This is a genomic window from Acidisoma cellulosilyticum (assembly GCF_020621385.1).
Taxonomy (GTDB): domain Bacteria; phylum Pseudomonadota; class Alphaproteobacteria; order Acetobacterales; family Acetobacteraceae; genus Acidisoma; species Acidisoma cellulosilyticum.
This window is the reverse complement of the sequence record NZ_JAESVA010000007.1, coordinates 126,628-153,120: the sequence shown is the minus strand read 5'-3', so window position 1 is coordinate 153,120 and position 26,493 is coordinate 126,628. Positions and strand designations below refer to the sequence as shown.

Below are 26,493 nucleotides of genomic sequence, written 5' to 3'. Positions count from 1 at the left end.
CTTAATCGCCGGGCTGGACCGCTTCGCGCACACCGCCCGCAATGTCACGATGGCTTTCCGGAATGCCGAAGACCAGAACGGCCGCGACCGCCGCAGGAATGGCGAGGGCGAAAAAAGCGTTCTGCCAGCCGAGCCAGCTGACCATGGTGCCGCCGAACAGGCCGGACAGCGCGCCGCCCACACCCTGGATGGTATTGAGCGCGCCCAGCGCCGTCTGCGTCCGCCCCGTGCCCCAGGTCAGGTCCGCGACCACGACCGGAATGGCGACGCCGATCAGGCCGGAACTCACCCCGTCCAGCACTTCCGCGACGATCAGCACCCAGGGATCGGTCGTGAAAGCCGACAGGATCGCGCGCAGGGGCAAGGCCAGGCAGGCGATGGTCAGCAGCCGGCGCCGGCCCTTTTGGTCCGCCAGATGTCCGGCCCAAAGGGCGACCGGGATCATCACGCCCTGGGCGATGACGACATAGGCCGCCAGCCAGCCGGTGCCGTTATGCCCGGCGACGACCAGGCGCTGGCTGATCAAAGCCAGCATATAGCCGTTGGCGAGGTTGAACAGCGTCAGCGCCAAGGCCAGCCGCGCCAGACCGGCATTGCGCAGGATATCGCCGATGGCCGAGCGATGCTCGACATGGTCCGGCTCCCCCTCCTCCCAGCCATGGGCACGGCGACCGTTGAAGGCCTGCGCCGGCGTCGCGAAAATCGCGATGATGGCGCCGAGCGCCATGGTGCCGAAAACCCAGAAGGGCGCGGTCGGACCGACCAGCGAACTCAGGCCGATGATCAGCAGGGCCGCGACGACGATACCGGCATGGTTGAAGGCCTGATTGCGCCCTTGCTGTTTCGGAAAGCGGTCCTTGCCGACGATGCCGAGCGTAAACAGCGTCAGCGCCGGCAGCATCAGCGTGCCGCCGGCCCCGGCCAGGCATTGCGAGACGATGACCCAGACCAGCCCATGCCAATGCACGATGATCGCCGTGCCGAGCAGAATGGCACCGCAGGCCGTCGCCAGAACCAGACGCGGATAGCGCGTATGATCGACGATCGCACCCGCCGGCCCGTTCAGCAGCAGGGCAAAGAGACCGATGACGGTCATGACGGAGCCGACGCGCGCCGGGCTCCATCCGCCCTGCCAGGCCAGCCAGGTCGCCAGAAACGGCCCAAGGCCGCCCTGGATATCGCCGGTGAAGAAGTTGATCAGGGCGAGGTGGGTGGAGGCGGAGATCAAAACGGAGGGGAATCCTTGGGTGCAGCGCCCTTCTTAGATGGAGTGGCGAAGCCGCGCGGAAAGTCTGGACTCATCCGGTCCTGCCCTCAAACCTGTATGAGCGGACGCCTCGGTTCGGCTAGGTCCATTGGCCAGGTCCATTGGAATGTGTCGTCCGCGCACTTGTTGCGCGGATCTACCCGGTCGAGCGCGACCCGGTCGAGTGCGATCCGCCGTGGCGCCTCGCCGGCCTTGTGCCGGGTCAGACGGTAGACCCGCGGGACGAGCCCGCGGGCGACATATCAGGGCGCGCCCTCGACTAAATCCAACGAGGTCTTAGCGGTCCATGTCGCCCATGCTGGGCAGGCCCAGCGCCTGCCGCACCTCTGCCCGCGCCTGATAGAAATCGCCCAGAAACGCCTGATCATGGAAAAACACGCTGTCGATGACGGTGCCGGAAATGCGGCCGGCCTCGATATCGGTCGGGAAATGCGCCCCGGCGACGACGCGGTTATAGCCGTATTCGGCAGCCCGGTCGAAGATCGGCCCCGCCTTCTCCGGCACCATATTGGCCAGGATGATCGCCATGACATAGGCGAAGGTGGTGTGCCCGCTGGGATAGGACGGCGTCTTCCGCGGTTCGACCATAGGCGACAGATTGGCATCCACCATGAAGGGGCGGGGGCGGTTGAAATGGGCTTTGGTCTGAAAGACGATCTGCTTCTCGTCGGCATAGACCCGCGCGAAAAACCCTGTCGCGAAGGGAAGATTTTCGGGCGTGAACTGCGGCCCCAGGACATCGGCGAAGCGGAAGACCGAGCGTTCGTGATCGGCCTCGGCGTCGACCGCCTCCTCAGCCGTCCGGTCCGCCTGCGCTTTCACGACGGTCGCGAGATCGACGGATTCCTTTGCAGAACCCAGAACCGGCGGCGGCGCCAGCAGCAGATCCAGATCGACCTGTGACGGGTCGATGTAATAGGCCGTGACGCTCTTGTCCTTAGTGCCAGCCTTATGCGCCGATGCGACCGGCCCGCTTAGCACCAAAACGCAGCCTGAAACCGCCCAGTAAAGCCATGCACGCGCCACAGACGGTCTCCGGTTTGTTTTGAAAATTTTATAATTCAGTTTTGTCTTCCGGTCATCTGGCCGGACTATGACCCGGCAAACGACAGGAGACGCCGCTCTGCCCGCGATCCGCTTTCGCATTTATCTGGATAACGGCGGCCATATCGGTCCCGGCAAGGTCGAATTGCTGGAACATATCGAGCGGCTCGGTTCCATCGCCGCCGCCGGGCGGGAGATGGGCATGTCCTATCGCCGCGCCTGGGAATTGGTGCGGGAAACCGGCCAAATCTTCGGCCGGCCTGTCACCACGCGCCATGCCGGGGGACGGCATGGCGGCGGGGCCAAGCTGACGCCGCTGGGCCAGACGGTCATCGCCCGCTTTCGCGCGGCCGAGGCTGCCATCACCGCCGCGTCACAGGATGATATCGCGGCGCTCGAAGCCGAAATTCACAAGCCAACCGAGAGCTAGCCTGTCTGGCCGGATGCCCTGTCACCCGTTATCGTCATCCGGGAATAACGCGCATCAAGCGCGTCACATGGTTCAGGAGACTTGCCGTGCAACGTCGTGACGTTCTTTTGGCTGGCCTGTCGCTCACTCTGCTTCCCGTCGTCGCCCGCGCGGGGACCGGCATCGGCACCGTCAATGTCCTCTATGCCGGTTCCATGGTGAATATGATGGAACACGGCGTCGGGCCGGCCTTCGACAAAGCCACAGGCGGCAGCTTCCGCGGCTATGCCGGCGGATCGAACAAGCTCGCCAATGAAATCAAGGGGAAGCTGGTTCCGGGCGATGTCTTCATCAGCGCCTCCCCCAAGGTGAATGACAGCCTGATGGGTGCGGCCAATGGCGCCTGGGTCGATTGGTATGTCGGTTTCGCGCAGTCCCCGCTGGTCATCGGCTATAACCCGAGCAGCAAATTCGCCGACGCGCTGAAGACCAAGCCCTGGTACGAAGTGCTGCAGATGCCCGGCATCCGCATCGGCCGCACAGACCCGAAGCTGGACCCCAAGGGCAAGCTGACGGTCGACCTGCTGAAGAAGGCCGAGACCGTCTACAAGCTCCCCGGCCTCAGCGAAAAAGTCCTCGGTGCGGCGGAAAACCCGGCCCAGGTCCTGCCCGAGGAAACCCTGGTCGGCCGGCTGCAATCCGGCCAGATGGATGCCGCCTTCTTCTATTCGACCGAGACGACCGATCTGAAGATCCCCTTCGTCACTCTGCCCAAGGAGACCGCGCTCAGCGCGCACTACACCGCGACGGTGCTGAACGGCGCGCCGCATGCGGATGCCGGCGTCGCTTTCCTCGCCTTCCTGCTGGGTGACGAGGGTTCGGCCATCATGCGCGCACATGGGCTCGGCCTGACAGCGATTAAGGTGACGGGCGATGCCGCGAAGGTGCCGCCTGCCATCCTGGCCCTCGCGAAGTCCGGCCAGTAATCGCAGCCTATGGCGAGGAGAGGTCGCTGGCCGGTTCTTCCGGTCCTGGGCGCGCTCCTCGCTGTCTATCTTGCCGCCCCCTTCGTCGCCGGGATCGCCCATCTCGGCCTCGCGGATTGGCGCGGCGCGGATTGGCAGGGACTGGGTCAGGCAACTCTTGTCTCGGTCTTCAGCGCCACTGCCGCGACGGTGCTGATCGCATTGGGCGGCATTCCGCTCGGTTATCTGCTCGCCAAACGCCCAGGCCCAGCCATGGGTCTGCTCGGCTTTCTGGTGCAGCTGCCGCTGGCACTGCCGCCACTGTCCAGCGGCATCCTGCTGCTGTTCCTGCTCGGCTATGCCAGCCCGATCGGCCAGCTTACCCATGGCGCACTGACCGACAGCCTCATTGGCATCGTCCTCGCGGAAACCTTCGTCGCCGCACCCTTCCTCATCATCGCCGCGCGCTCCGCCTTCGCGGAGGTCGATCCGGTATTGGAGGACGTGGCGCGCACACTGGGTCATCGGCCCGGCAGCGTCTTTCTGCGCGTCTCCCTGCCGCTCGCTGGCCGCGGCATTCTGGCCGGGCTGCTGCTCGCCTGGCTGCGCGCCTTCGGTGAATTCGGCGCGACCGTCATGGTCGCCTATCACCCCTATTCCTTGCCCGTTTACACCTATGTCGCTTTCGGCGGCGAAGGCCTGCCGGCCATGGTGCCGGTGCTGCTGCCGACACTCGGTGCCGCTCTTCTCGTCATGCTGGCAGCGACAGCAATCGTCAGCCCGAACCGCAGGAGAGAACGGCCGGCCGAGACAGGCAGCGCGCTGCCGCCGCCAGCCTTTGCCCTGACCGAACCGGCGGCCGTACAAGAATTTACCTTCGCGCTCGCAAGGCAACTGGACGGATTTTCGCTCGACGTCGCCTATAGCGGCACGGCACGTCGGATCGCCATTCTGGGGCCGTCCGGTTCCGGCAAATCCCTCACCCTCCGCGCGCTCGCGGGATTGGACGCGCGAGGGGGCGATCGGCTGGTCATCGGCGACCGGATCTGGGACAGCGCCTCGGCCGAGGACCGCCGCGTCGCCTATGTGCCGCAAAGCTACGGCCTGTTTCCGCATCTGACCGCCGAGCGCCAACTCGGCTTCGCGCGCGATGCCGACCTCGCCCAGGCGCGACATTGGTTCGGAACGCTCGGCCTTGCCGGGTTGGAACAGCGGCGCCCCGCGGCCCTCTCGCTCGGCCAGCAACAGCGCGTCGCCATCGCCCGCGCACTCGGCCGTCCCGCCGATCTGCTATTGCTGGATGAGCCCTTCGCGGCGCTCGACACGCCCTTGCGGGCAGAGCTACGCGCCGCTTTGCGGGCCTTGCAGAGGGAGATCGCGGCAACCAGCGTCCTCGTCACGCATGATCCGGCGGATGCTTTCGCGCTCGCCGATGACATCATCATTCTGGACGGCGGGCGGGTATTGCAGGCGGGACCGGTCAACACCGTCTTTCTGCGCCCACGCTCGGCCCTCGTCGCGCGCCTTCTCGGTGCGGAAGGTGCTGCCTTCGGGCAGGTCGTGGCGCCGGATCTTATCGCGATCGGTGGCGAAATGACGCTTGCGGTCTCCGGCCCAGCCCTGCGCCCTGGTGCCCCGATCGGCTGGACGGTGTCGGCCGATCGCATCCGCATCCTGACCGATGGCGGATTGCCGGCCGCGATCATCGCGATCGAACCGCCCGTCGCCGGACGGCAGCGCGTGATCATCCGGCTCGGCGATGCCGAACTGCCCGTGATCCAGGCGCCGGATGAAGACCTTCGCCTCGGCCCTGTTCAAGTGATTGTGCCGCCGGGCGCGATTCAGATTTGGGACAGAGACGCGGAGACGCCGCGAGGCTAAGTTGGTCTCCGCATCAGGGAACGAAACGATGAAACTCAGCGCGCGCAATCAGATCAAAGGCACCATCGTCTCGGTCGTGCTCGGCCAGACCACAGGCCATGTCCGCATCGATATCGGCCAGGGCGTCATCATCACCTCCTCCATCACCAATGCGGCGATCGCGGAGCTCGACCTCAAGGTCGGAGATCCCGCGATCGCCGTGATCAAGGCGTCGGACGTGATGGTCGCGATTGATTAGGGTCTGCCAAACGATTGATTGGAAACGTCCCCAAACTCGTCATGGCCGGGCTTGACCCGGCCATCCAGTCGTTGGGGCGCCACGGCAAATGGATCCCCGGGTCAAGCCTGGGGATGACAACTTAAGAGATTTGTGCCGCCCTTTTTTGTCTAGCTGGGCAGTTTCAATTAACCCAGACACCTCAGGAAGCTACCCGACTTGCCCGGTTCGCCTTCGCCTCGGGCGGCGTCGGCTTCAGCGTCAGGCTGAAGATGACGACCGCCGACAGCGCCATGAAGACGCCGACGATCAGCATCGGCAGCTGATAGCCGCCGGTCGCCCCCTTCAGATAGCCGGTGATATAAGGCGCCACGAAGCCCGCGACATTGCCCACGGTGTTGATCAGGGCAATGCCGGCCGCTGCCGCCCCACCCGTCAGGAAGCGGGAGGGGATGGACCAGAAGACCGGCAGGGCCGCGAAGATGGCGCAGGCGACGACCGTCATCAATGCCATCACCGCCACGGTGTCGGACACCTGCACGGCGAGCGGAATGGCGACGGCCCCGGCGATGGCCGGAATGCCGACATGCCAGGCGCGGACACCGCGCTTGGTCGCGTCACGGCTCCACAGGAACAGCACGATCGCTGCCGGCAGATAAGGAATGGCGGTGATCAGCGCCTTTTGCATCACGCCGAAATGCACGCCCGCGTGGGACTGGAAGCCGGCAATGATCGTCGGCAGGAAGAAGGCGATGGCGTAAAGCCCATAGACCAGGCCGAAATAGACGATGGAGAGCAGCCAGACCCGGCCATTGGTCAAAGCGTGCAGCGGAGAGGCATGGCGCGGCACGCCGTCTTCCTGGGCGAGTTCGGCCTTCAGCCAGTCGCGCTCACCCTGCGTCAGCCATTTCGCTTCGGACGGCCGGTCCGGCAGCAGGAAGAAGGTGACGATACCGACGATTACGGCCAGCGCACCGACGCCCAGATACATCGTCCGCCAGCCGGCAAGGCCCGTCAGCCCGTGCAGCTGCATCAGAAGAGCGGCCAGCGGAGAGCCGACCACGATGGTCAGCGGCTGCGCGATATAGAAACTCGCTAGAACCTGGCTGCGGAAACGCTGCGGCACCCAAAGGCTGAGGAACAGGATCGCGCCAGGGAAGAAACCGGCTTCGGCGATGCCCAGCAAGAAGCGCAGCCAATAAAGCTGATGGACGTTCTGCACCCAGGTGAACAGAACGGTGACGATGCCCCAGGTGACCATGATACGCGCCAGCCAGACCCGCGCGCCGAAACGGTGCAGCGCCAGATTGCTCGGGATTTCCAGAATAATATAGCCGATGAAGAAAATGCCGGCGGCAAAGCCGAATTGTGCGGCGGAAAGACCCAGATCGTGGTTCATCCCGCTCGGACCGGCGAAGGAGATTGAGACACGGTCAAGGAAGTTGACGAAAAACATCAACCCGATAAAAATTGATAACCGAAACGAAATTTTTCTGACGGTCGCGCGCACGGCCGCATTATCTGCCGACATGGCAGGTCCTCCCCTGGGCTTCATTCGCGCTTAAAAGGTGAGCGCAAGTTCCTGGACGGTCGCGGCTACCAACCGGCCTTATGGCGGCGGGCTGCGATTCGGGGCGGACACTATGTCTGGTGGTATAATGAGTCAACCAGATGTCGCCAGTCACGCCCCGGCCAATCTTGCCGGAGCGTGCGGCAATCCATCGGTCAAACGGCCGGGATCAGATCCCGGCTGCGCAGCAGCGCCGCCGTATGCGGCGGCCGGCCTCGGAAATCGATGTAAAGCGCCATCGGGTCGCGCGTATCCCCCGCTGACAGCAGCACGCGAAGTCGCGCTGCCATGACGGGATCGAAAACGTCGCCGGCCTCCTTGAAGGCTTCGAACCCGTCCGCATCCAGCACTTCCGACCACATGTAGGAGTAATAGCCGGCCGCGTAGCCGCCGCCGGCAAACAGATGCTGGAAATGCGCCGGGCGGTGGCGGATGCCGATCTCCTTCGGCATGCCGATGCCGGCCAGGAAGGCGCGCTCATAGGCCTCGATATCGATGGCGCTTGGGTCAGGATGCTGATGCAGCGCCATGTCGATCAGGGCGGCCGAGGTATATTCAACGGTGCCGAACCCCTCATTGAAGCCCCGCGCCGCCAGCAGCCGTTCGACCAAGGCATCGGGGATCGGCTGACCGGTCTGATAATGGGTCGCGTAAGTCTTCAGCGTCTCCGGCACCGACATCCAATGCTCGTAGATCTGAGACGGCATCTCCACGAAATCCCGGCGCACGGAGGTGCCGGATTGCGAGGGGTAGCGCACGCGGCTGAGCAGCCCATGCAAAGCATGGCCGAATTCGTGGAACATCGTCTCGGCATCGTCGAAGCTCAGCAGCGCCGGCTGTGACTTCGCGAAATTGTTGTTGTTGACGATGATGGGGGAGATCGGCCCGTCCAGATTTTCCCGGTCGCGAAAACTGCTCATCCAGGCGCCGGACCGCTTATCCGACCGCGCGAAGTGATCGGCCAGGAAAATACCGACATGCCCGTCCGCGTCACGCACCTCATAGGCGCGCACGTCCGGGTGATACAGCGGCAGATCGGGCAGCGGCACGAAGCTGAGACCGAACAGCCGGGACGCGGTGTCGAAAACCGCCTGCTGCAACTGTTCAAGCTGGAAATAGGGTTTCAGCTCCGTCTCATCCAAGGCGTAATCGGTCTGACGGACCTTCTCGGCGTAATAGCGCCAGTCCCAGGGCTGAATGGCATCGTTGAAGCCTTCCGTGCGTGCGGCGGCCAGCAGCCGGTCGCGCTCGGCGGCCGCCTTGCTTTTCGCCGGCTCCCAGACCTCGGCCAACAACGCTTCCGCCGAAGCGGGCGACCCCGCCATCGAATCCGCGAGGCGAAACGCGGCAAAGTCGGAAAAGCCCAATAGCTTGGCGCGCTCGGCGCGCAGCGCCAGGATTTCGGGGATCAGCACCCGGTTGTCATGCGCCCCAGGATGCACGCCCCGCGCGATCCAGGCCTCATAGGCCGTCTGGCGCAGATCGCGCCTGGCCGAAAAGGTCAGGAAAGGCTCGATGAGCGAGCGCGACAGGGTGATGGCATAGAAGTCCCGTCCACGCTCGACGGCAGCCTCCCGCGCGCCGGCACGGACGAAATCCGGCAAGCCGTCCAGGTCGCCCTCACTCAGCGGCAGGAACCAGGTCTTTTCGTCATGCAGCACGTTTTGACCGAAGGCCGTATGCAGTGCCGCCAACCGCTCGGAAATCGCGGTCATGCGGGCGCGGCCGGCCTCGTCCAGCGCCGCGCCGGAGCGGACGAAACCGAGATAGGAGCGGTCCAGCAGCCGCTTCTGGTCTTCTTCCAGCCCCAGCAATTCGCTCATCCCTTGCAGCGTGGCAATCCGCGCGAACAGCGCCGGGTCCAGCGCCACCTTCATACCGTGCTGTGCCAACTGCGGCGCCAGATCGCGGTCCAGCGCCTCCAGCGCCTCACCGCCCTGGCTGCTGACGAGATTGTAGAAGACGGAGCTGACGCGGTTCAGAGCACGACCCGACCGCTCCAGCGCTTCGACCGTATTGGCGAAGCTCGGTTTCTCAGGGTTGCTGCCGATCGCCGCGATCTCAGCCAGATTCTCTGCCATGGCCGCCGTAAAGGCCGGCGAAAAATGCGACGGCTTGATGAGATCAAAGGGCGGCACCCCAAAAGGGGTCGTCCAAGGGAGCAGGAGCGGATTATCTTCGGTCATGCTGACCAGTCGGACAGAATGGCCGTCACCGGTCAAGCGGCGTGTTCTGCGCGTATGTTAGAGAGGCGGCGTGACGCAATTTCACCTTCCGGAACCCTTGACCATGGCCCTGACCATGACCCTGGTCATACTGGCGACTTGCCTGAACTATCTCGTCATCTGGTCCCAGAACCGGCAGCAGCGCGCCTTGCTATGGATGGTGGCGGCCTCCCTCCTCAGCGGCTCGACATTCATTGTGCGACTGATCTGGCCCGGGCTGGAGGGCGTGATCTTCGCGCAGCCCGCCGTGCTGACCGGCGTCAGCTGCGTCTGGATGGGCTGCCGCGTCGCGGCGGGTCATCGCCCGCGCATCGCGGCCCTGCCGCTGCCCGGCGCATTCTGGCTGCTTTGCGCCTGTATCCCGCGCTTTCTCCACAATCCCAGCGCGCGGTTCGCCGTCTCCTATCTGCTGGTCGTGCCCCTTTTGCTGCTCGCCCTGCGAGCATTGTGGCCCAGCCCGATCCCCAAACGCGCGGGCCGGCTGTTCGTCTCAGGCCTGCTCGGTCTGCTCGCCGTGCTGTGCCTGGCCTGGGGTCTGTTGCAGGCGGTCTCCATCTTCCGCGACCTCGGGCTCGGGATCGACCTCACCACCGTCCCGGTCTCGGCCTTCGCCGTCATGGGCTTCTATCTTGTGCTCAGCTTCGCCTTCGTGGCTTTGGTCAAGGAGGAATCGGAATGGGCGCATGGCCGCGCAGCCTTCACCGATGCGCTGACCGGCCTGCCCAACCGCCGCTCGCTCGATGAACGCCTGACGGCGGCCGTGAAGGGCGCCCAGCGGGATGGACAGCCGCTTGCCGTCATCATGATCGATGTCGATCAGTTCAAAGCCTATAATGACCGTTACGGCCATCCGGCCGGTGACGCTTGCCTGCAGACGGTCGCCACCTGCCTGCAGACCAGCCTGCCGCCCGAGCGCGCTGAGGTGATGCGCTACGGCGGGGAGGAATTCACCGCCGTCATACGGCAGACCGATGCGCGCGGCGCGATGGCGCTGGCCGAACGCATGCGACAGGCCGTCGCCGCCCGCCACTTGCCGCATGAAGGCGGCGTCATCGGCGTCGTCTCGATCAGCCTCGGCATCGCGGTGATGGAGCCGCAGTCCCGCCACACCGGCGTCATCGACGGTATATCGCTGATCGCGGCGGCCGATCGGGCGCTGTATCGCGCGAAGGAGACCGGCCGCAACCGCGCGACCCTCTTCACGCCGGCGGATGCGGAAGGCGTCGCTCTGCGCGGCCGGACAAGAATGAGCCCCGGCCTGTCAACCTAGTTCGACGAAATTTACGAAACAGGGCTAGCCCCGCCTCGGAAATCCTGGCCTGATAGCGATGTGCGCGCACCCGAACGGGGCCGCCTGCCAGAATTTTGGCCAATGAAGAACAAAAACGGGGGAAACCTAAGATGGAACGGCGTTCCGTAATCGGCGGTCTGGGGCTGGGCCTGGCAGGTGCTGCAACCCTTTTATCGTCAAGCCGAGCGCGGGCTGAGGGCAAGGCCTTCACGGTCGCCCTCATTCCGGGCCTGACGACTGACGCTTTCTATATCACCATGCATCGCGGTGCGGCGGCGGCGGCCAAGGCGCTGGGCGTCAACCTCGTCTTTCAGGGCGCGCCCTCCTTCAACGCGGTGGAGCAGGTGCCGGTGCTGGACGCCGTCATCGCCCGCAAGCCGGATGCGCTGCTGATCGCGCCGACCGATAAGGTGCAGTTGATCCAACCGCTGCAGGCTGCCGTCAGCGCCGGCATTCCGGTGATCACGGTCGATACCTATATCGGCGGTGGCGTCTACCAGACGGGCAGCGGCAATGCCGATTTTCCGCTCTCCTATATCGCGTCGAACAATACGCTGGGCGGCCAGATGGCGGCACGCGCCCTGGCCAAGGCGATCGGCGGCAAGGGCAAGGTCTATGTCTCCAACGTGCAGCCCGGCGTGTCGACGACGGACGAGCGCCAGGACGGCTTCATCGATGAGATGAAAAAAAGCTTTCCCGGCATCACCGTTCTGAACACCCAGTTCAATGATGATGACGCCAATAAGGCGGCATCGCAGTCGCAGTCGGTCCTGGCACGCAATTCCGATCTGGCCGGCATCTTCGGTGCCAATCTGTTTTCCGCCATGGGGGCCGCCAATGGCCTGCAGCAGGGCGGCGCCGGCGGGAAGGTCAAGGTCGTCGCTTTCGACGCGCCGCAGACGATCATCGGCAATATCAAAACCGGGCTGATCGATATCGCCATCGCCCAGCACCCGGCCGAGATCGGTTGGTTCGGTGTCGCGGCGGCCTATGCCCATTTGACAGGGCAATCTATCCCGCCCGCGATCGCGACCGGATTCACGGTCATCGACAAATCCAATGTCGATGATGCCAGCATTCAGAAGTTCATCTACGCGTCATGAGCTCGGCCTTACCCACGCGTTCAGCCCCCGGAAATCTCCGGGGGCGTCGCATAATCGCAGCGGTCGCCTCAGCCCGGGCCTGGATTTTTCTGCTTCTGCTTCTGGTCGTCTTCGAAATCTGGTCGCAGATTGCCTATGGCTCCACCTTCATCTTCAGCAGCTTCAATATCCGTTCCGTCGCGGTCTTCGCGGTGGCCCCGGTGCTGCTCGGCCTCGGCCAGACTTTGGTGATCATCTCCGGCGGCATCGACCTGTCCGTGGGTTTCACCATGGGATTGGCTGCCGTGATCGCCGCCCATGTCGCCAATGATGTCGGCGCATTTGCCGGCGCGCCGATAGGGCTGCTGGCCGGTGTGGTCGTTGCTTTGGCCGCGACCCTCATCCCCGGCTGGATCAACGGGCTGTTGATCGCGCGACTGCGTATCCCGCCCTTCATCGGCACATTGGGCATGTATGGCGTGGCGCGTGGTGCTGCCTATCTGTTTGCCGGCGGCACCACCGTGCCGGTCGATAACAGCTGGCTCACTTATCTCGGCAATGGTCGCATCCTCGGCATTCCCGTCATCGTCATCGTGACCGTGATCTTCGTCGCGCTGGTGCATTATCTGCTGTCGGAGACGCAATTCGGCCAGTACACCTACGCGATCGGCGGCAATCGGCAGGCGACCTTGCGGGCCGGCGTGAATGTCCGCCGCGTTACCATTATTTTGTACATGCTATCGGCGCTGACGGCGGGGATCGACGGCATCCTCTACACGGGCCGCTTCGCCGCCGGCGCACCGCAGGCGGGCGAACCGCTGCTGCTGGACAGTATCGCCGCCGTTGTCATCGGCGGGGCCAGCCTTTTCGGCGGATCGGGTACCATCATCGGCACCATCATCGGCGCGCTGATCATCGCCGTCATCCAATACGGGCTCGTCTTCCTGAATGTGGAGCCCTTCTGGCAGTTCATCGCCGTGGGACTTGTCATCATCGTGTCCGTGCTCGTCGATCAGAGCCAAAGACGCTTCGGGGGAGGGCGACAGGATGAGTGACATCATGACCGGTGATCCGGTTCTCGAAACGCATGGCATTTCCAAGCGTTTCGGCGGCGTTCATGCGCTGGAGCGGGTGGACTTCACGCTCCGCGCCGGGGAGGTCGTGGCCCTTGCCGGTGACAATGGCGCCGGCAAATCGACCTTCACCAAGATCATCTCCGGCGTTTTCCAGCCGAGCGAGGGGGAAATCCGCTATTGCGGCAAACCCGTCTCCTTCGATGGGCCGCAGGCGGCCCGCGCCCAGGGGATCGAGACGATCTACCAGGACCTGGCGCTTGCCGATAACCTCGATATCGGCGGCAATGTCTTCCTCGGCCGCGAGCTGAAGACGAAGTTTCTGTTCCTGCCGCGCATCGACCGTCGCCGCATGCGGGAAGAGGCCGCCAAGGCCATTGAGGTGCTCGACGTGCATCTCGATCGGCTGGACCGTCCGGTGCGCGCGCTCTCGGGCGGTCAGCGTCAGGCCGTCGCCATCGGCCGCGCCATCCATTGGGATGCGCGGGTCTTGATCATGGACGAGCCGACGGCGGCGTTGGGCGTGCCGGAACAGCGCAAGGTGATGGACCTTATCCGGTCGCTTAAAAAGAAGGGTCTCGGCGTCATCTTCATTTCCCACAATCTCGCGGATATGTTCGCGGTCAGTGACCGTATCGTCGTCTTGCGCCGGGGCATTGTGGCGGGCGAGCGTCAGGTCGGAAATGTCGACCCCGAGGAAATCGTGCGCCTGATGGTCGGGCAGGAATGAATGCCTTTTCGTGAGGAAACGCGCCGCTGAACCCGATTGGCATCTTCGCCAGAACGTTTCCCGGCCAAACGCCGGAGGCCGTGTTCTCCGGTGCCGCGGCCGCCGGCTATGATTGCGTGCAGTTCAGCCTCTCCTGCTGCGGCCTGCCGGCCATGCCGGACAATCTGGACGCGGCGGTGCTGAACGGCATCGCTGCCGCCGCGGCTGACAGCGGGGTCGGCATCGCCGCGCTCTCCGGCACCTATAACATGATCCACCCTGACGCGGCGGCCCGCCGTCAGGGCCTCACCCGCCTCTCCCACCTGCTCGCCCATGCCAGGACCATCGGCACGGATCTCGTCACGCTCTGCACCGGCACGCGCGATCCGCATGATCCCTGGCGCTATCATCCGCAGAACGAGGGGCCCTGCGCCTGGGCGACCCTGCTGGCCGAAATGGAACAAGCGGCCGCCCTCGCCGACCGGTTCGACGTCGATCTCGGTATCGAGCCCGAGATGGCCAATGTCGTTGCCTCTTCAATGCAAGCGGCGCAGTTGTTGCGCGATATACGCTCGCCCCATCTTCGCATCGTACTCGATCCGGCCAATATCGTCGCCTCCCCGCAAACCGATCAGGACTGGATTTTCGCCGAGGCGATGGAGCTGCTCGGGGATTGCATCGCCATCGTCCATGCCAAGGATCGCGATGCGGACGGCAGCATTGTCGCTGCCGGCGAAGGCATCATCGACTTTCCGCTTTTCTTTCAGCATTTGCGTGCCACGGGTTTCGCGGGACCTGTCATCACCCACGGACTGGCGGCCGAAGACGCGCCAAGGGTCGCAACCTTTCTCCGGACTCTTGCTGCGTAGCACCCAATGCCCAGCCGTGTCGGATCGCCGCTAAACGTCACTGATTTGCAGCTGGAATTATCGCCCTGAAGAAGGTTTGCTCCCGCGTGCGGGCGAGCCTGATGTCGCAGCCGCGGAGACGTTTCAATGGAATCGACCCTCGACGATAAAGGGCTTGTCTGCGGCTATAGCATCGCGCCCGACGGCAATATGACGGTGATCCGCGCCGCCGATATCGCGTTGCACTTCAATCAGGCCGATAATCTGGTCTGGCTCCATTTCGACCATGGCGATGCCGGCGCGCGACAATGGATCAGCCATTGCGAGAGAATGCCGCCGGCGGCCAAAGCGCTTCTCCTCGGCTCGGACAATCACATGCGCATCGAGGCGATCGGTAGCGGGCTATGCGGTATCATCGGCGATCTGCACCATGAATTCGCCAGCCAAACCGACGGGCTGGACGTCCTGCGCCTTTACCTGGACAATCATTGTCTCATCAGCGTTCGCCACCGGCCCCTGGCCGCGATCGACAAGCTGCGCAAGACCATCGGCGAGGGTCTGCAGGACGGGCGGCCCATCGTGCTGGTCACCAATTTCCTGCTCCACGTAACCGATACGCTCGGTGACCTCATCCTTGGTCTTGCCGACAGCGTCGATGACGTTGAGGAAAAGATTCTGGAAGGCCGGCCGAGCCGCCCTGGGGAGGAGCTTGGCCGCATTCGTCGCCTTGCGGCGCGTCTTCGCCGGCATATGGTTCCGCAACAGCACGCCTTGCTGACCCTGCTCGCGAAACTGCCGCACTGGGTCGCCGAGAATGATGCCGTGCGGCTGCGCAGCGCCATAGAAGGGCTCGGCGCCTTGGGTCATGACCTTGACCTTGTGCAGGAACGCGCCCGCCTGCTTCAGGAACAGGCCTCCGCCCGGCTGATGGAGGCGACGAACCGCAACCTTTATATCCTCTCGATCGTCACGGTATTCTTTCTACCGATCTCGCTGATCAGCGGCATATTCGGCATGAATCTGGGCGGCCTGCCCTGGGGCCAGGCGCATCTCGGCTTCTGGTACGGCATGCTGCTGATGGTCGTGACCGTCATCGTCACGCTTGTGCTGCTCAAGCGCGGCCGCATGCTTTAGGCAGCCGCGCCTGTCAGGTTTGATCAGGCGAGGCCGTCGACCAGCTGCTGCGCTTCGGACACCAGGACCTGCAGATGCGCCTCGTCCTTGAAGCTCTCGGCATAGATTTTATAGACGGCCTCGGTGCCCGAGGGTCGCGCGGCAAACCAGCCGCTCTCGGTCTCGACTTTAAGGCCACCGATCGGCGCGTCATTCCCCGGCGCGCGCGTCAGGATACGGGTGATCGGCTCGCCCGCCAGCACCTTCGCCGTCACCGTCTCGGGGCTCATCTTCCCCAGCTTGGCTTTGAGTTCGGTCGTTGCCGGCGCATCGATCCGCACATAATGCGGCGTGCCGAGGTCGGCGGCCAGACCCTCGTAATGCTCACCCGGATCGCGGCCTGTCGTGGCGGTGATTTCCGCCGCCAGAAGATCCATGATCGGTCCATCCTTGTCGGTGGTCCAAACCTGGCCGTCGCGGCGCAGGAAACTGGCACCGGCACTTTCCTCGCCACCGAAGCAGCAGGTGCCGTCGAACAATCCCGGCGCGAACCATTTGAAGCCGACCGGCACTTCCAGAAGCTTGCGGCCACGTCTTTGCACGACACGGTCGATCATGCTGCTGCTGACCAGGGTCTTGCCCACGGCCGCCGCATCGGACCAGCCCGGCCGATGCCCTAGCAGATAATCGATCGCGACAGCCAGATAGTGATTGGGATTCATCAACCCGCCGCCCGGCGTCACGATGCCATGCCGGTCGGAATCGGGGTCATTGGCGAAAGCGACCCGATACTCGTCTTTAAGATCGACAAGCCGCGCCATGGCATAAGGGCTTGAGCAATCCATGCGGATGATCCCGTCATGATCGACCGTCATGAAGGAAAAGGTCGGATCGACGACAGGATTGGTGACGGTGATGTCCAGACCGTATAGCGCGTTGATCGGCGCCCAATAGGCAAGCGCCGCGCCGCCCAGCGGATCGACCGCCAGATGCAGCTTTGCGTCGCGGACGGCCTCCATATCGATGACCTGTCCCAGATCCCGGACATAAGGCATCATCATGTCCTGCCGCAGGGTCGTATCCGCCAGGATCGCCCGCTCGAAGGGGATGCGTTTCACATCCCGGTTACCCTCCGCCAGCAGCGCATTCGCCCGCGTCTCGATCCATTTGGTGACATCGGTATCGGCCGGCCCACCATTGGTCGGGTTGTATTTGAAACCGCCATCCTGCGGCGGATTATGGGACGGGGTAATGACGATACCGTCGGCCAGCCCTTCGGACCGGCCGCGGTTATAGGTCAGGATCGCGTGCGAAATGACGGGCGTCGGGGTGAAACCATTCTCCGGCTGCACCACCGCCGTCACGCCATTGGCGGCAAGAACCTCAAGCGCCGTCCGCTCGGCGGGACCGGAAAGCGCATGGGTGTCCTTGCCCATAAAAAGCGGACCCGTCACGCCTTGCTGCTGGCGGTAATCGCAGATCGCCTGGGTAATCGCCAGGATATGCGCTTCGGTGAAGGACCCGCGCAGTGACGAGCCGCGATGGCCGCTGGTTCCGAAGCTGACACGCTGCTCGGGATTGGCGGGATCGGGTGTCACGGCGCTGTAGGCTGCTTCAAGCGCAGCCAGGTCGATCAGCATAGCCTTGGGCGCAGGCTTTCCAGCAAGGGGTGACAAGGCCATGGCTATTCGCTCCTCTTACGCGACCGGGCAGGGTTTCACCTGCCATATCTCGGAAGCATATTGCGCGATAGTCCGGTCGCTGGAAAACTGGCCGGAACCCGCGATATTGAGGATGGCCTTCCGCGCCCATGCCCGACGGTCGGCATAGTTGGCGCAAAGGGCTTCGTCCGCCCGCATATAGGCCGAGAGATCGGCCAGATGCATATAGCGGTCGCCTTCCTTCAGCAGGCTGTCGAGCAGAGGGGTAAAGGCCCCCTTCTCGTTCTCGCTGAAATGGCCGCTGGCGATCAGGTCAAGCGCGGCACGGATTTCAGGTTCGTTCTCGTAATGCCAATGCGGGTCGTAATAGCCCCGGCTGGCCTCGACCTCATCGACCGTCAGACCAAAGAGGAAGAAATTCTCCTCGCCCGCTTCCTGTGCCATTTCGATCGTCGCACCGTCGCGGGTGCCCAGCGTCAGCGCGCCATTCATCATGAACTTCATATTGCTGGTGCCGCTCGCCTCGAAACCGGCGGTCGAGATCTGGTTCGAGACATCGGCCGCCGGGATCAGCCGCTCGGCGAGAGAGACACAATATTCGGGCAGGAACACGATCTTGAGCCGCCCTTTGACCGCCGGGTCGCCGTCGATCGTGCCGGCAAGATTATTGATGAATTTGATGATGAGCTTGGCGCGCTGATAGGCCGGTGCCGCCTTGCCCGCGAAGAAGAAGGTGCGCGGCACCATCGCCATATCCGGATTGGCGCGCAGGCGATTGTAGAGAACGATCACGCGCAGCGCGTTGAGCATCTGGCGCTTATATTCGTGAATACGCTTCACCTGGCAGTCGAAGATGGTCTCGGGGTCGACGCTCTGCCCGCTAGTGCGCAGCAGCCAGCCGGCAAAATCCTGCTTCGCGGCGCTTTTGGCGGCAAGGAACAGATCCTGCACGTGCTGATCGTCCGCGACCGACCTGAGCCCGGCGATCGCCGTGAGATCGGTCAACCAGCCGGTGCCGATCACCGTCGAAATCGCGGACGCGAGGTTGGGATTGGCCAGCGCCAGCCAGCGGCGATGCGTGACGCCATTGGTCTTGTTGCTGAACCGCTCGGGGAATATCTCGGCCAGATCATGGACCGTCAGCTTGCGCAGCAGCTCGGAATGGATGGCGGCGACGCCATTGGTGCTGTGGGACCCGACGATGGCCAGATTGGCCATGCGGACCTTGTCTTCCGCGCCTTCCTCGATCAGGCTGACGCGCTGCACTTTCGCCTCGTCGCCGGGGAAGCGCGCGCGCACATCGTCCAGAAAACGATGGTTGATCTCGTAGATGATTTCAAGCTGACGCGGCAGCATGGTCTGGAAATGATGCAGCGACCATTTCTCCAGCGCCTCGGGCAGCAAGGTATGGTTGGTATAGGCCAAGGTCCGCTTCGTCAGATCCCAGGCCTGATCCCAGCCGAGCCCGGCTTCGTCGAGCAGGATACGCATGAGTTCGGGCACGGCCAGCGTCGGATGCGTGTCGTTGAGCTGAATGGCGCATTTTTCGGGCAAAAGCGCCCAGTCGCTATTGCCGCGACGGAAACGGCGGACGAGATCGGCGAGCGAGCAGGCGACCAGGAAATATTCCTGGGCGAAGCGCAGCCCTTGGCCCATCTCGGTCGAATCATCCGGATAAAGCACGCGGGTCACCGTATGCGCCGCGATCTTGCCGATCAGGGCAGACACGAAATCGCCGCTGCTGAATTCGCGGAAATCGAAATCGTCATGGGACGTCGCGCTCCACAGGCGCAGCGTATTGATGGTCTTATTGCCGTAGCCCACGACCGGCCGGTCGTAAGGGACACCGACAAGGCTGGAGGGACGGTTCGGAATCAATTCCAGCCTGCCATGATTCATGACGAAGCTGCAGCCGAGCTTGACCTCGACGATATCCTGCGGCCGGCGGACTTCCCATGGGTCCTGATTGCGCAGCCAGTTATCGGCCTGTTCGCGCTGCCAGCCGTTCTCGATCGACTGTTTGAACATCCCGTATTCGTAGCGCAGACCATAGCCCATCGCGGGTAGCTGCATGGCGGCCATGGAGTCGAGGAAGCAGGCGGCCAGACGACCGAGGCCACCATTGCCAAGCCCTGCATCCGGTTCCTGCTCGATCAGATCGATCCAGTTCAGCGCCTTGTCGCGAATGGCCTGTTCCAGAACGGGCTCGACCATCAGATTGAAGACGTTATTGGCGAGGGACCGGCCGATGAGAAATTCCAACGACATATAGTAGATGCGCTTCGGATTGGCGCTGTCGTATTGGCGCTCGGTCTGAACCCAGCGCTCGGACAAAAGATCACGGACGGAGCCGGCTGCCGCCTCGAAAACCTGGCGCAGACCGGCCTGCGACGGGTCGATCACCGAATCGAACAAAAGATTTTGCGCGAAGAGCGTGGCGAGCTGATCGACGTCCGGCATCGCTGCCAGATCCAAGGGCTCGCGATCCGGCGAGAGCGACTTATCGGCTAGATCGTCCATGACGTTTCTCCCGTGTTTATAAAATAAGGCTAGGTTCCCTGGGCGACAGACTGGCCTGCGCTGTCACCGATAGGAGAAAGGGCTAGGGCTTTGGCCGGAGGGCAAATCGCGGAGCCGCTCATTGGCCGGGACATTTTGATGATTTGGGTTCTCGCCTAGCCCGGATGAAATCCGGCCAGCCAAGCTCGGCCAATCCACCGGTCGCGACCCTCGCTCACGCGCTACTCCCCTGCTGGATTGACCGTCTCACGCGGCGGCGGGGGAGGCACGTTAAAATTCGAAGGCGCTTGCGCCCGGACCTGGTCGAGGTCCCTGCCCCGCCTGCGGTGGCGGTGGCGGTGGCGGTGGCGGTGGCGGTGGCGGTCAGGCCAGACGCTTCTGCCGTCTCCGGAGCCGAGAAATCCAGGCCGCCATGACTTTTCTGAGCAGGGGTTCCCCGTATCGCGCGACCAGTATTGCGACGACGGCCGTGACGATCAGCCCGCCGATCGCAATGGCAAGCGCGGAACTATAGCCCTTGGACAGGAATATATGCCGCACCGCGCGCCCGATCCGCTCATGCATCAGGTAAAAGGGATAGGTTGTCAGGCCAAGCAGCCGAACGGTCCTCAAAACGGGTCGAGGAAGATGCTGGCATTGCTCCCGCCAATGGGCGGAAGCCAGAATGAAGGCCAAGGCCAGAAACCAGATCAGAACGGGCACCCAGCCGATCGACCGGACATCCATCACGCGCGGCATGAGCTTCGTGAGTTCGTCGGTGCGGCAGGTTATTTCCATCGGCGCGCAGAGGCAAACAACCAGAAGACCGATCGCGCCACGCCAACCCAGCCGTTTCTCCGATATCAGCCAGCAAAATATGCCGGCGGAAAAATAAATCCCATGCCTCAGCAATGTAATGTTCTTCCAGCCATAGCCGAAATCCAGCCAAGGGGTGTGGATGATGCCCAGATACAGCAAAGCGAGAGCGCAGAGATAAGCGCCGCTGCAAAGACAAAGGCCCAGCGCTATGGTTTCAATGTCATCGAATGCCCGCAGATAAAGAACAAATCCGATCAGCGCATAAAAGGTGATTTCGATCGGCAGGGTCCAATAGGCCGTCGCGATAAACGGTCCCATCGGATAAAGAACGACCGATCTGAAAAACTCCGACAGCAATGGCAGGAGAGTAGGAGCCGTGCTGCCATTGTAGAGAAGAATGGCGAGGCTGATGGCACCGCAAATCCAGGCGGCGGGATAAAGACGCAGGAAGCGTGAGATTGCGAAGCTCACAGGTCCCGCATCCTGCGCCGATTGCGCGATGACGAAGCCCGATATCACGAAAAAGATCTGCACGCCGATCCAGCCGAACCAGTCGATCTGCGCTGTGCTGGCCTCAAACCAGGTCAGATGAAACAAGGCGACCATAACCGCCGCCGTGAAACGCAGCAGGTCTATACCGTAGATATAGGATCGACGGTGCAACACCGTTTTGCTAGCGGCTTCCATTATTGCCGTCTCGCTCATCGCTCGCCCATGACGCTGCTTTCAGCCTTAGGTCGCATCCAAAACAGAGAATCGAACCATTCTTTACAAGGGTGCCGGTCTTTACAATGTTGCCCGTCTTTACAATCTTGCCAGTCAAAATCTCGCACGAATAAAAACAGCGGATACTTTAATCCGCAGACGAAATCCTGTCTTTTGCAATAAATCCCAACCCGGAGGATCGTAACGCCCCAGCTTCGCGTTTGACGATTAGGGCGATGGAAGTAGTTGGAGCCCGCAAAACTCCATTCTGCTTGCCTTTTACCCCTCTTAAGATCGCAGCCTGCAATCATCGCTCTGCCAAAGGCAGCAGGACGTCAGGGGAAATTTGCGACCCTCTCCGGGAAATTGCTTGGAATTCCCTTCTTGAGGCCGGGATGCCTGCTCGCCTCGGAATCTGGCTATTGCGGAAGGATTAGCCTTTCCTTGCCAATTTCTATTTTCCAATTTTATTCTATATCGAAATGACTATGGCGACTTTTGCCCGAAACCGGCACCATTTCCTCGACCCGGAAATTGGATAGATCCGGTCGGAAAGATCCCTATTGCCGGAAGGCGTGAATATGAATGGCTTAAAAAAAGACGCTGTTTCCTCGTTTTTTTTATACTCCCTGTTCTTCCTGCTTTCCTCTCTCGCCGTCCTATCTCTCGCGAGTATTGTCATCGCTATTCTGGAACTCAAGGTCAGCGACCCCACGACCCTCTTTTGGGATTTCCGGAATGCCTATTATCCTGCCGGGGTCGCCGTTCTCGATGGGGTTTCGCTGTCGCCGCTGATTCACAAAGGCGTCCTGGGTTTTGTGAATTTGCCTGTTCTGGCCTGGATCTTCGCCCCCTTCGCATTGCTGCCGGTCAAGGTCGCGGCCTCGATCTTCACGCTCATCGGCGCCTGCGCGATCGCCCTGGCCTTTTTCCTTCTGGCCGAGCTGGCGGCACTCGGGAAGCTGGGTCGCGCTTGGCTGCTGCTGGTCATGGCCGCGAACGGTCCGATGATCTACAGCCTCAAACTGGGCAATACGAGCCACATCATTCTCGCCATGCTCGCCGGCGGGTTGTGGCTTCTGCGCCGCAAGCGGTCCTTGCTCGCGGGCTTGCTTCTCGGCATGGCGGCTTTGATCAAGCTCCCCCTCCTGCTGGTCGGCCTTTATTTCGTCTTTCGACGGGACCGCTTTGCCGCTTTGGGTTTCTTCGGGCTGGTCGCCCTGCTCACAGGGCTCTCCATCGCGCTTTTCGGCCTCAAACTGCATCTGCAATGGTGCCAGGACGCTATCGGCGCTTTCAACGGGCATGCATTGGAAGCCTTCAATGTCCAATCCCTGCAAAGCTTCCTGCTGCGTCTGCGTGATCCCGCACCCGCGCTGAATGATTGGAAGCTCTACGCTGTCACGCCGCAAATAAAGGGGATCGCGCTCTGCTTGACCCTTGTTTTCTACGCGGTCTTCATCTGGACCTGCACAAGGCCGAACCGGCCAGCCGCGCCTGACTTGGCCTATGCCAAACAGGATCGGGACTATATGGCGCTGATCGCCCTTTGTCTGATCAGCAGTCCATTAACCTGGACCCATTACTATTGCTGGCTTCTATTGCCGGCCGCCTTCGCGATCAAAGCGCTGACCGAGGGACCACGCCGACCTTGGCTGTCTATCCTGGCTATTCTTCTCATCTCCCCGCCGGTGACCTTGCTTCATAGTCCAGTCGCTGCCTGGTCTGGCCTCTATGATAAATTGCTTGTCTCCACCTATCTCTTTGGCGGGGTGATCTGGTTCTTGAGCCTGGCGCTGACCAGGCATCGCCAGCCGGCCCTGGCCGCGGAACGCGAATTCCCGATCGCCTCCCCCCTCGGCAAGTAAGGCGCAAGGTCTAATCTGGACGCCGCGCGCCGGATGATATGCCTCCGATATTAGGCTGCCGTCTCGGCCTGACAGGATGCCTGTGACGTCTGCAATCGGGTCAGGAAAGGAAGAGGCCCTTCGCAATTTCGGACCTAGACATGTCCCAGACTTCACTTGCGACTAGGTCGCATTAACAGTAGAGGCGGAGCGCACTCCTAGGGATTGTCTTGTGCTCAAATCCTGCCTCGCCGCCGCGACACTCGTCTGTGGGCTGATCGCCGCAAAACCTGCTGCCGCCACGACCTATCCGCTGACCGTCACCGATACCGCCGGTCGCACCGTCACCATCCAGCACGAGCCTGAACGCCTCGTCCTCCAAGACGGGCGGGACATGATGCTGCTGGCGCTGCTCGACCGCGCCAATCCGACCGGCCGGGTCAAGGTCTGGAACAATCTGGAACGGCGCGATGACACGGATTTCTGGAGGCTCATCGCCCAGAAATGGCCCGCCGCCGATAAGATCCCCGATATGGGTTTCAGCGATGACGGTGAGGTCAATATGGAGAGGATCCTCGCATCCCATCCCGATCTCGTCATTGCCGAGCGCCGCACCGAAGGCAGCCTGAACAGCGCCGGCGTCATGCAACAGCTCGCGGCTTTGCATATCCCGCTGATCTTCGTGGATAGCGTCGTCCAGCCCGTGGTCGATGCACCCAAATCCGTGACGCTGCTCGGCGCGGTTTTGAACCGCGAGGCGGAGGCGAAAGACTACACGGATTTCTACGCGTCCCATCTCGCCCATATCACCGAAGTCACGCAGGCCATCACCCCCAAGGCAAGGGTCTTCGTGGAAGCGCTCGCCGGACGCTCCGGCCCGGATCAATGCTGCTTCACCCATGGCCATTTCGGCTGGGGCGCGCTGCTGGATGCCATCGGTGTCGTCAATATCGGCGGCGATCTGCTGCATAGCCCAAGCGGCGACGTGACGCTGGAAACGGTGCTGGCGCAAAAGCCGGACGTCTATGTCATGACCGGCTCGGAGGGCGCGCATCGGCCGCCCGTCTTTGCCGATTTCGGCTATAATGCGAATAACGTCGAAATCCAGACCTCGCTCGCGCGGCTGGAGCAGCGACCCGGTTTCGCGGCCTTGGGTGCCGCGCAGGACGGCAGGGTCTGGGGCATCTGGCACCAGTTCTACAGCCATCCCTTCAATATCGTCGGCCTCGAATATCTCGCGAAATTCGCCTATCCGAAGCCGTTCGCTGGCCTTGATCCGGCAGCGACTTATCGGGAAATCATCACCCGCTTTACCGATATGCCGGTCGGAGCCTTCACCTTTGCCGAACCGGCGCCGCCGGTCGTGCATTGACCACACAGGCCTCGGCTGCCACGCCGCCCGGCATTGCCGCCCATTACCGGCGCACTGTCCTGGGCCGTGGGCTGTTGCTCGCTGTGGTGATCCTCCTCGGTCTTGCCGCCATGGTGGCGGACCTGATCGTCGGCTCCGGCACGCTGACGCTGGCGCAGGTCGCGGGCGCGATCTTCCACCCGTCGCAGGCAGACCCCACGACACGCGCCATCCTCTGGGATATCCGCGCGCCGATCACGCTGCTCGCCGCCGTCACCGGCATGGAACTGGCGCTGTCGGGGTCTTTGCTGCAGACGGCTTTGCGCAATCCACTGGCAGAGCCCTTCACGCTCGGCATCGCGGCCGCCGCCGGCTTCGGCGCGGCCATCGCCATCGTCTTTCAGACCAGCATTTTCCAGGCGGGCATTTTCGAGTCGATATTTGCCTGGATGCCGAGCGAGCTTTTCGTCTCCGGCAATGCCTTCGTCTTCTCGCTGCTGACGGTCGTGCTCATCACCCTGCTCGCCGGCCGTCGCGGCATGAGGGTGGAGACGATCACGCTGCTAGGCATTGCGGTCCACTTCACCTTCAGCGCGCTGCTCGCCTTCGCGCAGTATTTCGCCGACGCGACGCAGCTCCAGTCCCTCGTCTTCTGGCTGCTCGGCTCCCTGCTCCGCGCGACCTGGCTGAAAGTCTGGATCAATACCAGCGTGCTGGTCGCCCTGCTGCCGGTCCTGCTGCTGCAATCATGGTCGCTGACGGCTTTGCGCGGCTTCGGCGAACAGGCCGTGGTGCTCGGCATTCGCGTCGCACGCCTGCGCTTCCTCCTGATGATCTGCGCCGCGTTGATGGCGGGGGCGGCCACGGCCAGCATCGGCATCGTCGGCTTCATCGGTCTGGTCGCCCCCCATATGGCGCGGCTGCTGGTGGGCGAGGATCAGCGTTTCGCTTTGCCGCTGACGGCCGCCTGCGGCATGCTGATCCTGACGCTCGCCTCCCTCGTCAGCAAAATCGTGCTGCCGGGCGTCATCCTGCCGATCGGCATGATCACCTCCCTGCTCGGGATTCCCTTCTTTCTGGCGCTGATCCTGGGCAATCGCCGGCAGGCTGGCGTCTGATGCTGTCGGTCGCGCAGTTTTCCGTCCGCATCGGGCGCGCCGAGATCGTCCGGCCGTTGGATTTTGCCGTCGCCGCCGGGGAATGTCTGGCCGTGCTCGGCCGCAACGGCGCCGGCAAGACCAGTCTGGTCCGTGGCCTCGCCGGGCTTCTCGCCCATCGCGGCCAAGTGGCGCTGGACGGCACGCCGCTGGACAGTCTGAACGCGGCCGAGCGCAGTCGCCGCATCGGCTATATGGCGCAAGGGTCGGCACAGCCCAGCGCCGACCTCACCACGCTCGACCTGCTGCTGCTGGCGCAGAACGGCAGCCGTCTGGGCTGGGGCGTGTCGTCAGAAAGCCTGACACGGGCTGAGGAGATGCTGGATCTGCTGGATCTGCAGCCGCTCGCCCATCGGGTCGCCAGCCAAATGTCTGGCGGACAGCGGCAGATGGTGGCGCTCGGTGCCGCGCTGGTGCGCCGGCCCCGGCTTCTGCTGCTGGATGAGCCGACATCGGCGCTCGATCTCGCCAATCAGCTGCGCCTATTGGAAATCGTGCGCGACTATACCCGGCGGCAGGGGATCGCGACGGTCATGGTGCTGCATGACCTCAATCTCGCGACCCGCTACGCCGATCGCGTGCTGATGCTGACGGGCGGCGCCTTGGCGCATATCGGTCCGGTGCGGGACGCCATGCGGAGCGATCTTCTGGCCGAGGTCTTCGGCGTCCATTGCGGCATCTACACGATAGATGGCGGCCATACCGCCATCTATCCGCTGGCAACCGCTTGACGCACCGCAACGAGAAGATGGGTCCCCGG

21 protein-coding genes are annotated in these 26,493 nt (G+C 62.9%); 14 read left to right on the top strand and 7 right to left on the bottom strand.

Annotated elements, in window-relative coordinates:
- Position 1: 1 nt before the first annotated feature.
- The gene (locus ACELLULO517_RS19465; RefSeq protein WP_227309085.1) at positions 2-1,228 is read right to left on the bottom strand and encodes an MFS transporter; all 1,227 of its coding nucleotides are present in this window, start codon (positions 1,226-1,228) and stop codon (positions 2-4) included.
- A 315-nt stretch (positions 1,229-1,543) separates the two neighbouring features.
- Entirely contained in the window at positions 1,544-2,293 is a 750-nt protein-coding gene (locus tag ACELLULO517_RS19460) for an acid phosphatase (RefSeq protein ID WP_227309084.1), read from the bottom strand.
- A 67-nt stretch (positions 2,294-2,360) separates the two neighbouring features.
- Between ACELLULO517_RS19460 and ACELLULO517_RS19455 the strand changes: the two genes are divergently transcribed.
- From ACELLULO517_RS19455 to ACELLULO517_RS19440, 4 genes are all read left to right on the top strand, one after another.
- Positions 2,361-2,741, top strand: a complete 381-nt coding sequence (locus ACELLULO517_RS19455; RefSeq protein ID WP_227309083.1) for a winged helix-turn-helix domain-containing protein — start codon at positions 2,361-2,363, stop codon at positions 2,739-2,741.
- A gap of 86 nt (positions 2,742-2,827) precedes the next feature.
- On the top strand, positions 2,828-3,706 hold the full coding sequence (locus ACELLULO517_RS19450; protein WP_227309082.1) for an extracellular solute-binding protein: 879 nt from the start codon (positions 2,828-2,830) through the stop codon (positions 3,704-3,706).
- A 9-nt stretch (positions 3,707-3,715) separates the two neighbouring features.
- Positions 3,716-5,566: an ABC transporter ATP-binding protein/permease gene (locus tag ACELLULO517_RS19445; RefSeq protein ID WP_227309081.1), complete on the top strand. Its 1,851-nt coding sequence runs from the start codon at positions 3,716-3,718 to the stop codon at positions 5,564-5,566.
- Between the two features lie 28 nt (positions 5,567-5,594).
- On the top strand, positions 5,595-5,804 hold the full coding sequence (locus ACELLULO517_RS19440; RefSeq protein ID WP_227309080.1) for a TOBE domain-containing protein: 210 nt from the start codon (positions 5,595-5,597) through the stop codon (positions 5,802-5,804).
- Positions 5,805-5,985: 181 nt separating this feature from the next.
- Here ACELLULO517_RS19440 and ACELLULO517_RS19435 read toward each other — a convergent pair whose 3' ends face one another.
- Together ACELLULO517_RS19435 and ACELLULO517_RS19430 are read right to left on the bottom strand one after the other, a co-directional pair.
- Positions 5,986-7,239 (bottom strand): MFS transporter, encoded by a 1,254-nt coding sequence (locus ACELLULO517_RS19435; protein WP_227309196.1) that lies wholly within the window; start codon positions 7,237-7,239, stop codon positions 5,986-5,988.
- A gap of 269 nt (positions 7,240-7,508) precedes the next feature.
- On the bottom strand, positions 7,509-9,539 hold the full coding sequence (locus ACELLULO517_RS19430) for a M3 family metallopeptidase (protein WP_227309079.1): 2,031 nt from the start codon (positions 9,537-9,539) through the stop codon (positions 7,509-7,511).
- A gap of 70 nt (positions 9,540-9,609) precedes the next feature.
- On the opposite strand from ACELLULO517_RS19430, the gene ACELLULO517_RS28945 reads away from it, so the two are divergent.
- From ACELLULO517_RS28945 to ACELLULO517_RS19400, 6 genes are all read left to right on the top strand, one after another.
- Positions 9,610-10,848, top strand: coding sequence for a GGDEF domain-containing protein (locus ACELLULO517_RS28945; protein ID WP_227309078.1), 1,239 nt, complete (start codon positions 9,610-9,612; stop codon positions 10,846-10,848).
- A gap of 131 nt (positions 10,849-10,979) precedes the next feature.
- Positions 10,980-11,972: an ABC transporter substrate-binding protein gene (locus tag ACELLULO517_RS19420; RefSeq protein WP_227309077.1), complete on the top strand. Its 993-nt coding sequence runs from the start codon at positions 10,980-10,982 to the stop codon at positions 11,970-11,972.
- Complete coding sequence (locus tag ACELLULO517_RS19415; RefSeq protein WP_227309076.1) at positions 11,969-13,006, top strand: ABC transporter permease subunit; 1,038 nt, start codon at positions 11,969-11,971, stop codon at positions 13,004-13,006. Before ACELLULO517_RS19420 ends, ACELLULO517_RS19415 begins: the two co-directional genes overlap by 4 nt.
- Positions 12,999-13,754 carry an ATP-binding cassette domain-containing protein gene (locus ACELLULO517_RS19410; RefSeq protein ID WP_227309075.1) on the top strand — a complete coding sequence of 252 codons (756 nt, stop codon included), beginning with the start codon at positions 12,999-13,001 and terminating at the stop codon, positions 13,752-13,754. Before ACELLULO517_RS19415 ends, ACELLULO517_RS19410 begins: the two co-directional genes overlap by 8 nt.
- 80 nt (positions 13,755-13,834) lie before the next feature.
- Positions 13,835-14,602 carry a sugar phosphate isomerase/epimerase family protein gene (locus ACELLULO517_RS19405; protein WP_227309074.1) on the top strand — a complete coding sequence of 256 codons (768 nt, stop codon included), beginning with the start codon at positions 13,835-13,837 and terminating at the stop codon, positions 14,600-14,602.
- Between the two features lie 126 nt (positions 14,603-14,728).
- The gene (locus ACELLULO517_RS19400) at positions 14,729-15,715 is read left to right on the top strand and encodes a CorA family divalent cation transporter (protein WP_227309073.1); all 987 of its coding nucleotides are present in this window, start codon (positions 14,729-14,731) and stop codon (positions 15,713-15,715) included.
- A gap of 23 nt (positions 15,716-15,738) precedes the next feature.
- Here ACELLULO517_RS19400 and pgm read toward each other — a convergent pair whose 3' ends face one another.
- The 3 genes from pgm to ACELLULO517_RS19385 form a co-directional block, all read right to left on the bottom strand.
- The gene (gene pgm / locus ACELLULO517_RS19395; RefSeq protein WP_227309072.1) at positions 15,739-17,376 is read right to left on the bottom strand and encodes a phosphoglucomutase (alpha-D-glucose-1,6-bisphosphate-dependent); all 1,638 of its coding nucleotides are present in this window, start codon (positions 17,374-17,376) and stop codon (positions 15,739-15,741) included.
- 15 nt (positions 17,377-17,391) lie between these two features.
- Positions 17,392-19,875 carry a glycogen/starch/alpha-glucan phosphorylase gene (locus ACELLULO517_RS19390; RefSeq protein ID WP_227309071.1) on the bottom strand — a complete coding sequence of 828 codons (2,484 nt, stop codon included), beginning with the start codon at positions 19,873-19,875 and terminating at the stop codon, positions 17,392-17,394.
- A 363-nt stretch (positions 19,876-20,238) separates the two neighbouring features.
- Positions 20,239-21,336: an acyltransferase family protein gene (locus tag ACELLULO517_RS19385; RefSeq protein ID WP_227309070.1), complete on the bottom strand. Its 1,098-nt coding sequence runs from the start codon at positions 21,334-21,336 to the stop codon at positions 20,239-20,241.
- 623 nt (positions 21,337-21,959) lie between these two features.
- On the opposite strand from ACELLULO517_RS19385, the gene ACELLULO517_RS19380 reads away from it, so the two are divergent.
- The 4 genes from ACELLULO517_RS19380 (at position 21,960) to ACELLULO517_RS19365 (ending at position 26,464) form a co-directional block, all read left to right on the top strand.
- Positions 21,960-23,246, top strand: a complete 1,287-nt coding sequence (locus ACELLULO517_RS19380) for a glycosyltransferase family 87 protein (protein ID WP_227309069.1) — start codon at positions 21,960-21,962, stop codon at positions 23,244-23,246.
- A gap of 211 nt (positions 23,247-23,457) precedes the next feature.
- The gene (locus ACELLULO517_RS19375) at positions 23,458-24,597 is read left to right on the top strand and encodes an ABC transporter substrate-binding protein (protein WP_227309068.1); all 1,140 of its coding nucleotides are present in this window, start codon (positions 23,458-23,460) and stop codon (positions 24,595-24,597) included.
- Complete coding sequence (locus ACELLULO517_RS19370) at positions 24,594-25,694, top strand: FecCD family ABC transporter permease (RefSeq protein ID WP_227309067.1); 1,101 nt, start codon at positions 24,594-24,596, stop codon at positions 25,692-25,694. Before ACELLULO517_RS19375 ends, ACELLULO517_RS19370 begins: the two co-directional genes overlap by 4 nt.
- On the top strand, positions 25,694-26,464 hold the full coding sequence (locus tag ACELLULO517_RS19365) for an ABC transporter ATP-binding protein (protein ID WP_227309066.1): 771 nt from the start codon (positions 25,694-25,696) through the stop codon (positions 26,462-26,464). The genes ACELLULO517_RS19370 and ACELLULO517_RS19365 overlap by 1 nt, the downstream gene beginning before the upstream one ends.
- Positions 26,465-26,493 lie beyond the last annotated feature (29 nt).

Excerpts from the sequence above, each read along its gene's own strand:
- ACELLULO517_RS19390 (WP_227309071.1), bottom strand. The coding sequence starts at position 19,875 with ATGGACGATCTAGCCGATAAGTCGCTCTCGCCGGATCGCGAGCCCTTG.
- ACELLULO517_RS19365 (WP_227309066.1), top strand. The coding sequence starts at position 25,694 with ATGCTGTCGGTCGCGCAGTTTTCCGTCCGCATCGGGCGCGCCGAGATC.
- ACELLULO517_RS19415 (WP_227309076.1), top strand. The coding sequence starts at position 11,969 with ATGAGCTCGGCCTTACCCACGCGTTCAGCCCCCGGAAATCTCCGGGGG.
- pgm (WP_227309072.1), bottom strand. The coding sequence starts at position 17,376 with ATGGCCTTGTCACCCCTTGCTGGAAAGCCTGCGCCCAAGGCTATGCTG.
- ACELLULO517_RS19440 (WP_227309080.1), top strand. The coding sequence starts at position 5,595 with ATGAAACTCAGCGCGCGCAATCAGATCAAAGGCACCATCGTCTCGGTC.
- ACELLULO517_RS19400 (WP_227309073.1), top strand. The coding sequence starts at position 14,729 with ATGGAATCGACCCTCGACGATAAAGGGCTTGTCTGCGGCTATAGCATC.
- ACELLULO517_RS19445 (WP_227309081.1), top strand. The coding sequence starts at position 3,716 with ATGGCGAGGAGAGGTCGCTGGCCGGTTCTTCCGGTCCTGGGCGCGCTC.
- ACELLULO517_RS19410 (WP_227309075.1), top strand. The coding sequence starts at position 12,999 with ATGAGTGACATCATGACCGGTGATCCGGTTCTCGAAACGCATGGCATT.
- ACELLULO517_RS19420 (WP_227309077.1), top strand. The coding sequence starts at position 10,980 with ATGGAACGGCGTTCCGTAATCGGCGGTCTGGGGCTGGGCCTGGCAGGT.
- ACELLULO517_RS19455 (WP_227309083.1), top strand. The coding sequence starts at position 2,361 with ATGACCCGGCAAACGACAGGAGACGCCGCTCTGCCCGCGATCCGCTTT.
- ACELLULO517_RS19380 (WP_227309069.1), top strand. The coding sequence starts at position 21,960 with ATGAATGGCTTAAAAAAAGACGCTGTTTCCTCGTTTTTTTTATACTCC.
- ACELLULO517_RS19435 (WP_227309196.1), bottom strand. The coding sequence starts at position 7,239 with ATGTTTTTCGTCAACTTCCTTGACCGTGTCTCAATCTCCTTCGCCGGT.
- ACELLULO517_RS19430 (WP_227309079.1), bottom strand. The coding sequence starts at position 9,539 with ATGACCGAAGATAATCCGCTCCTGCTCCCTTGGACGACCCCTTTTGGG.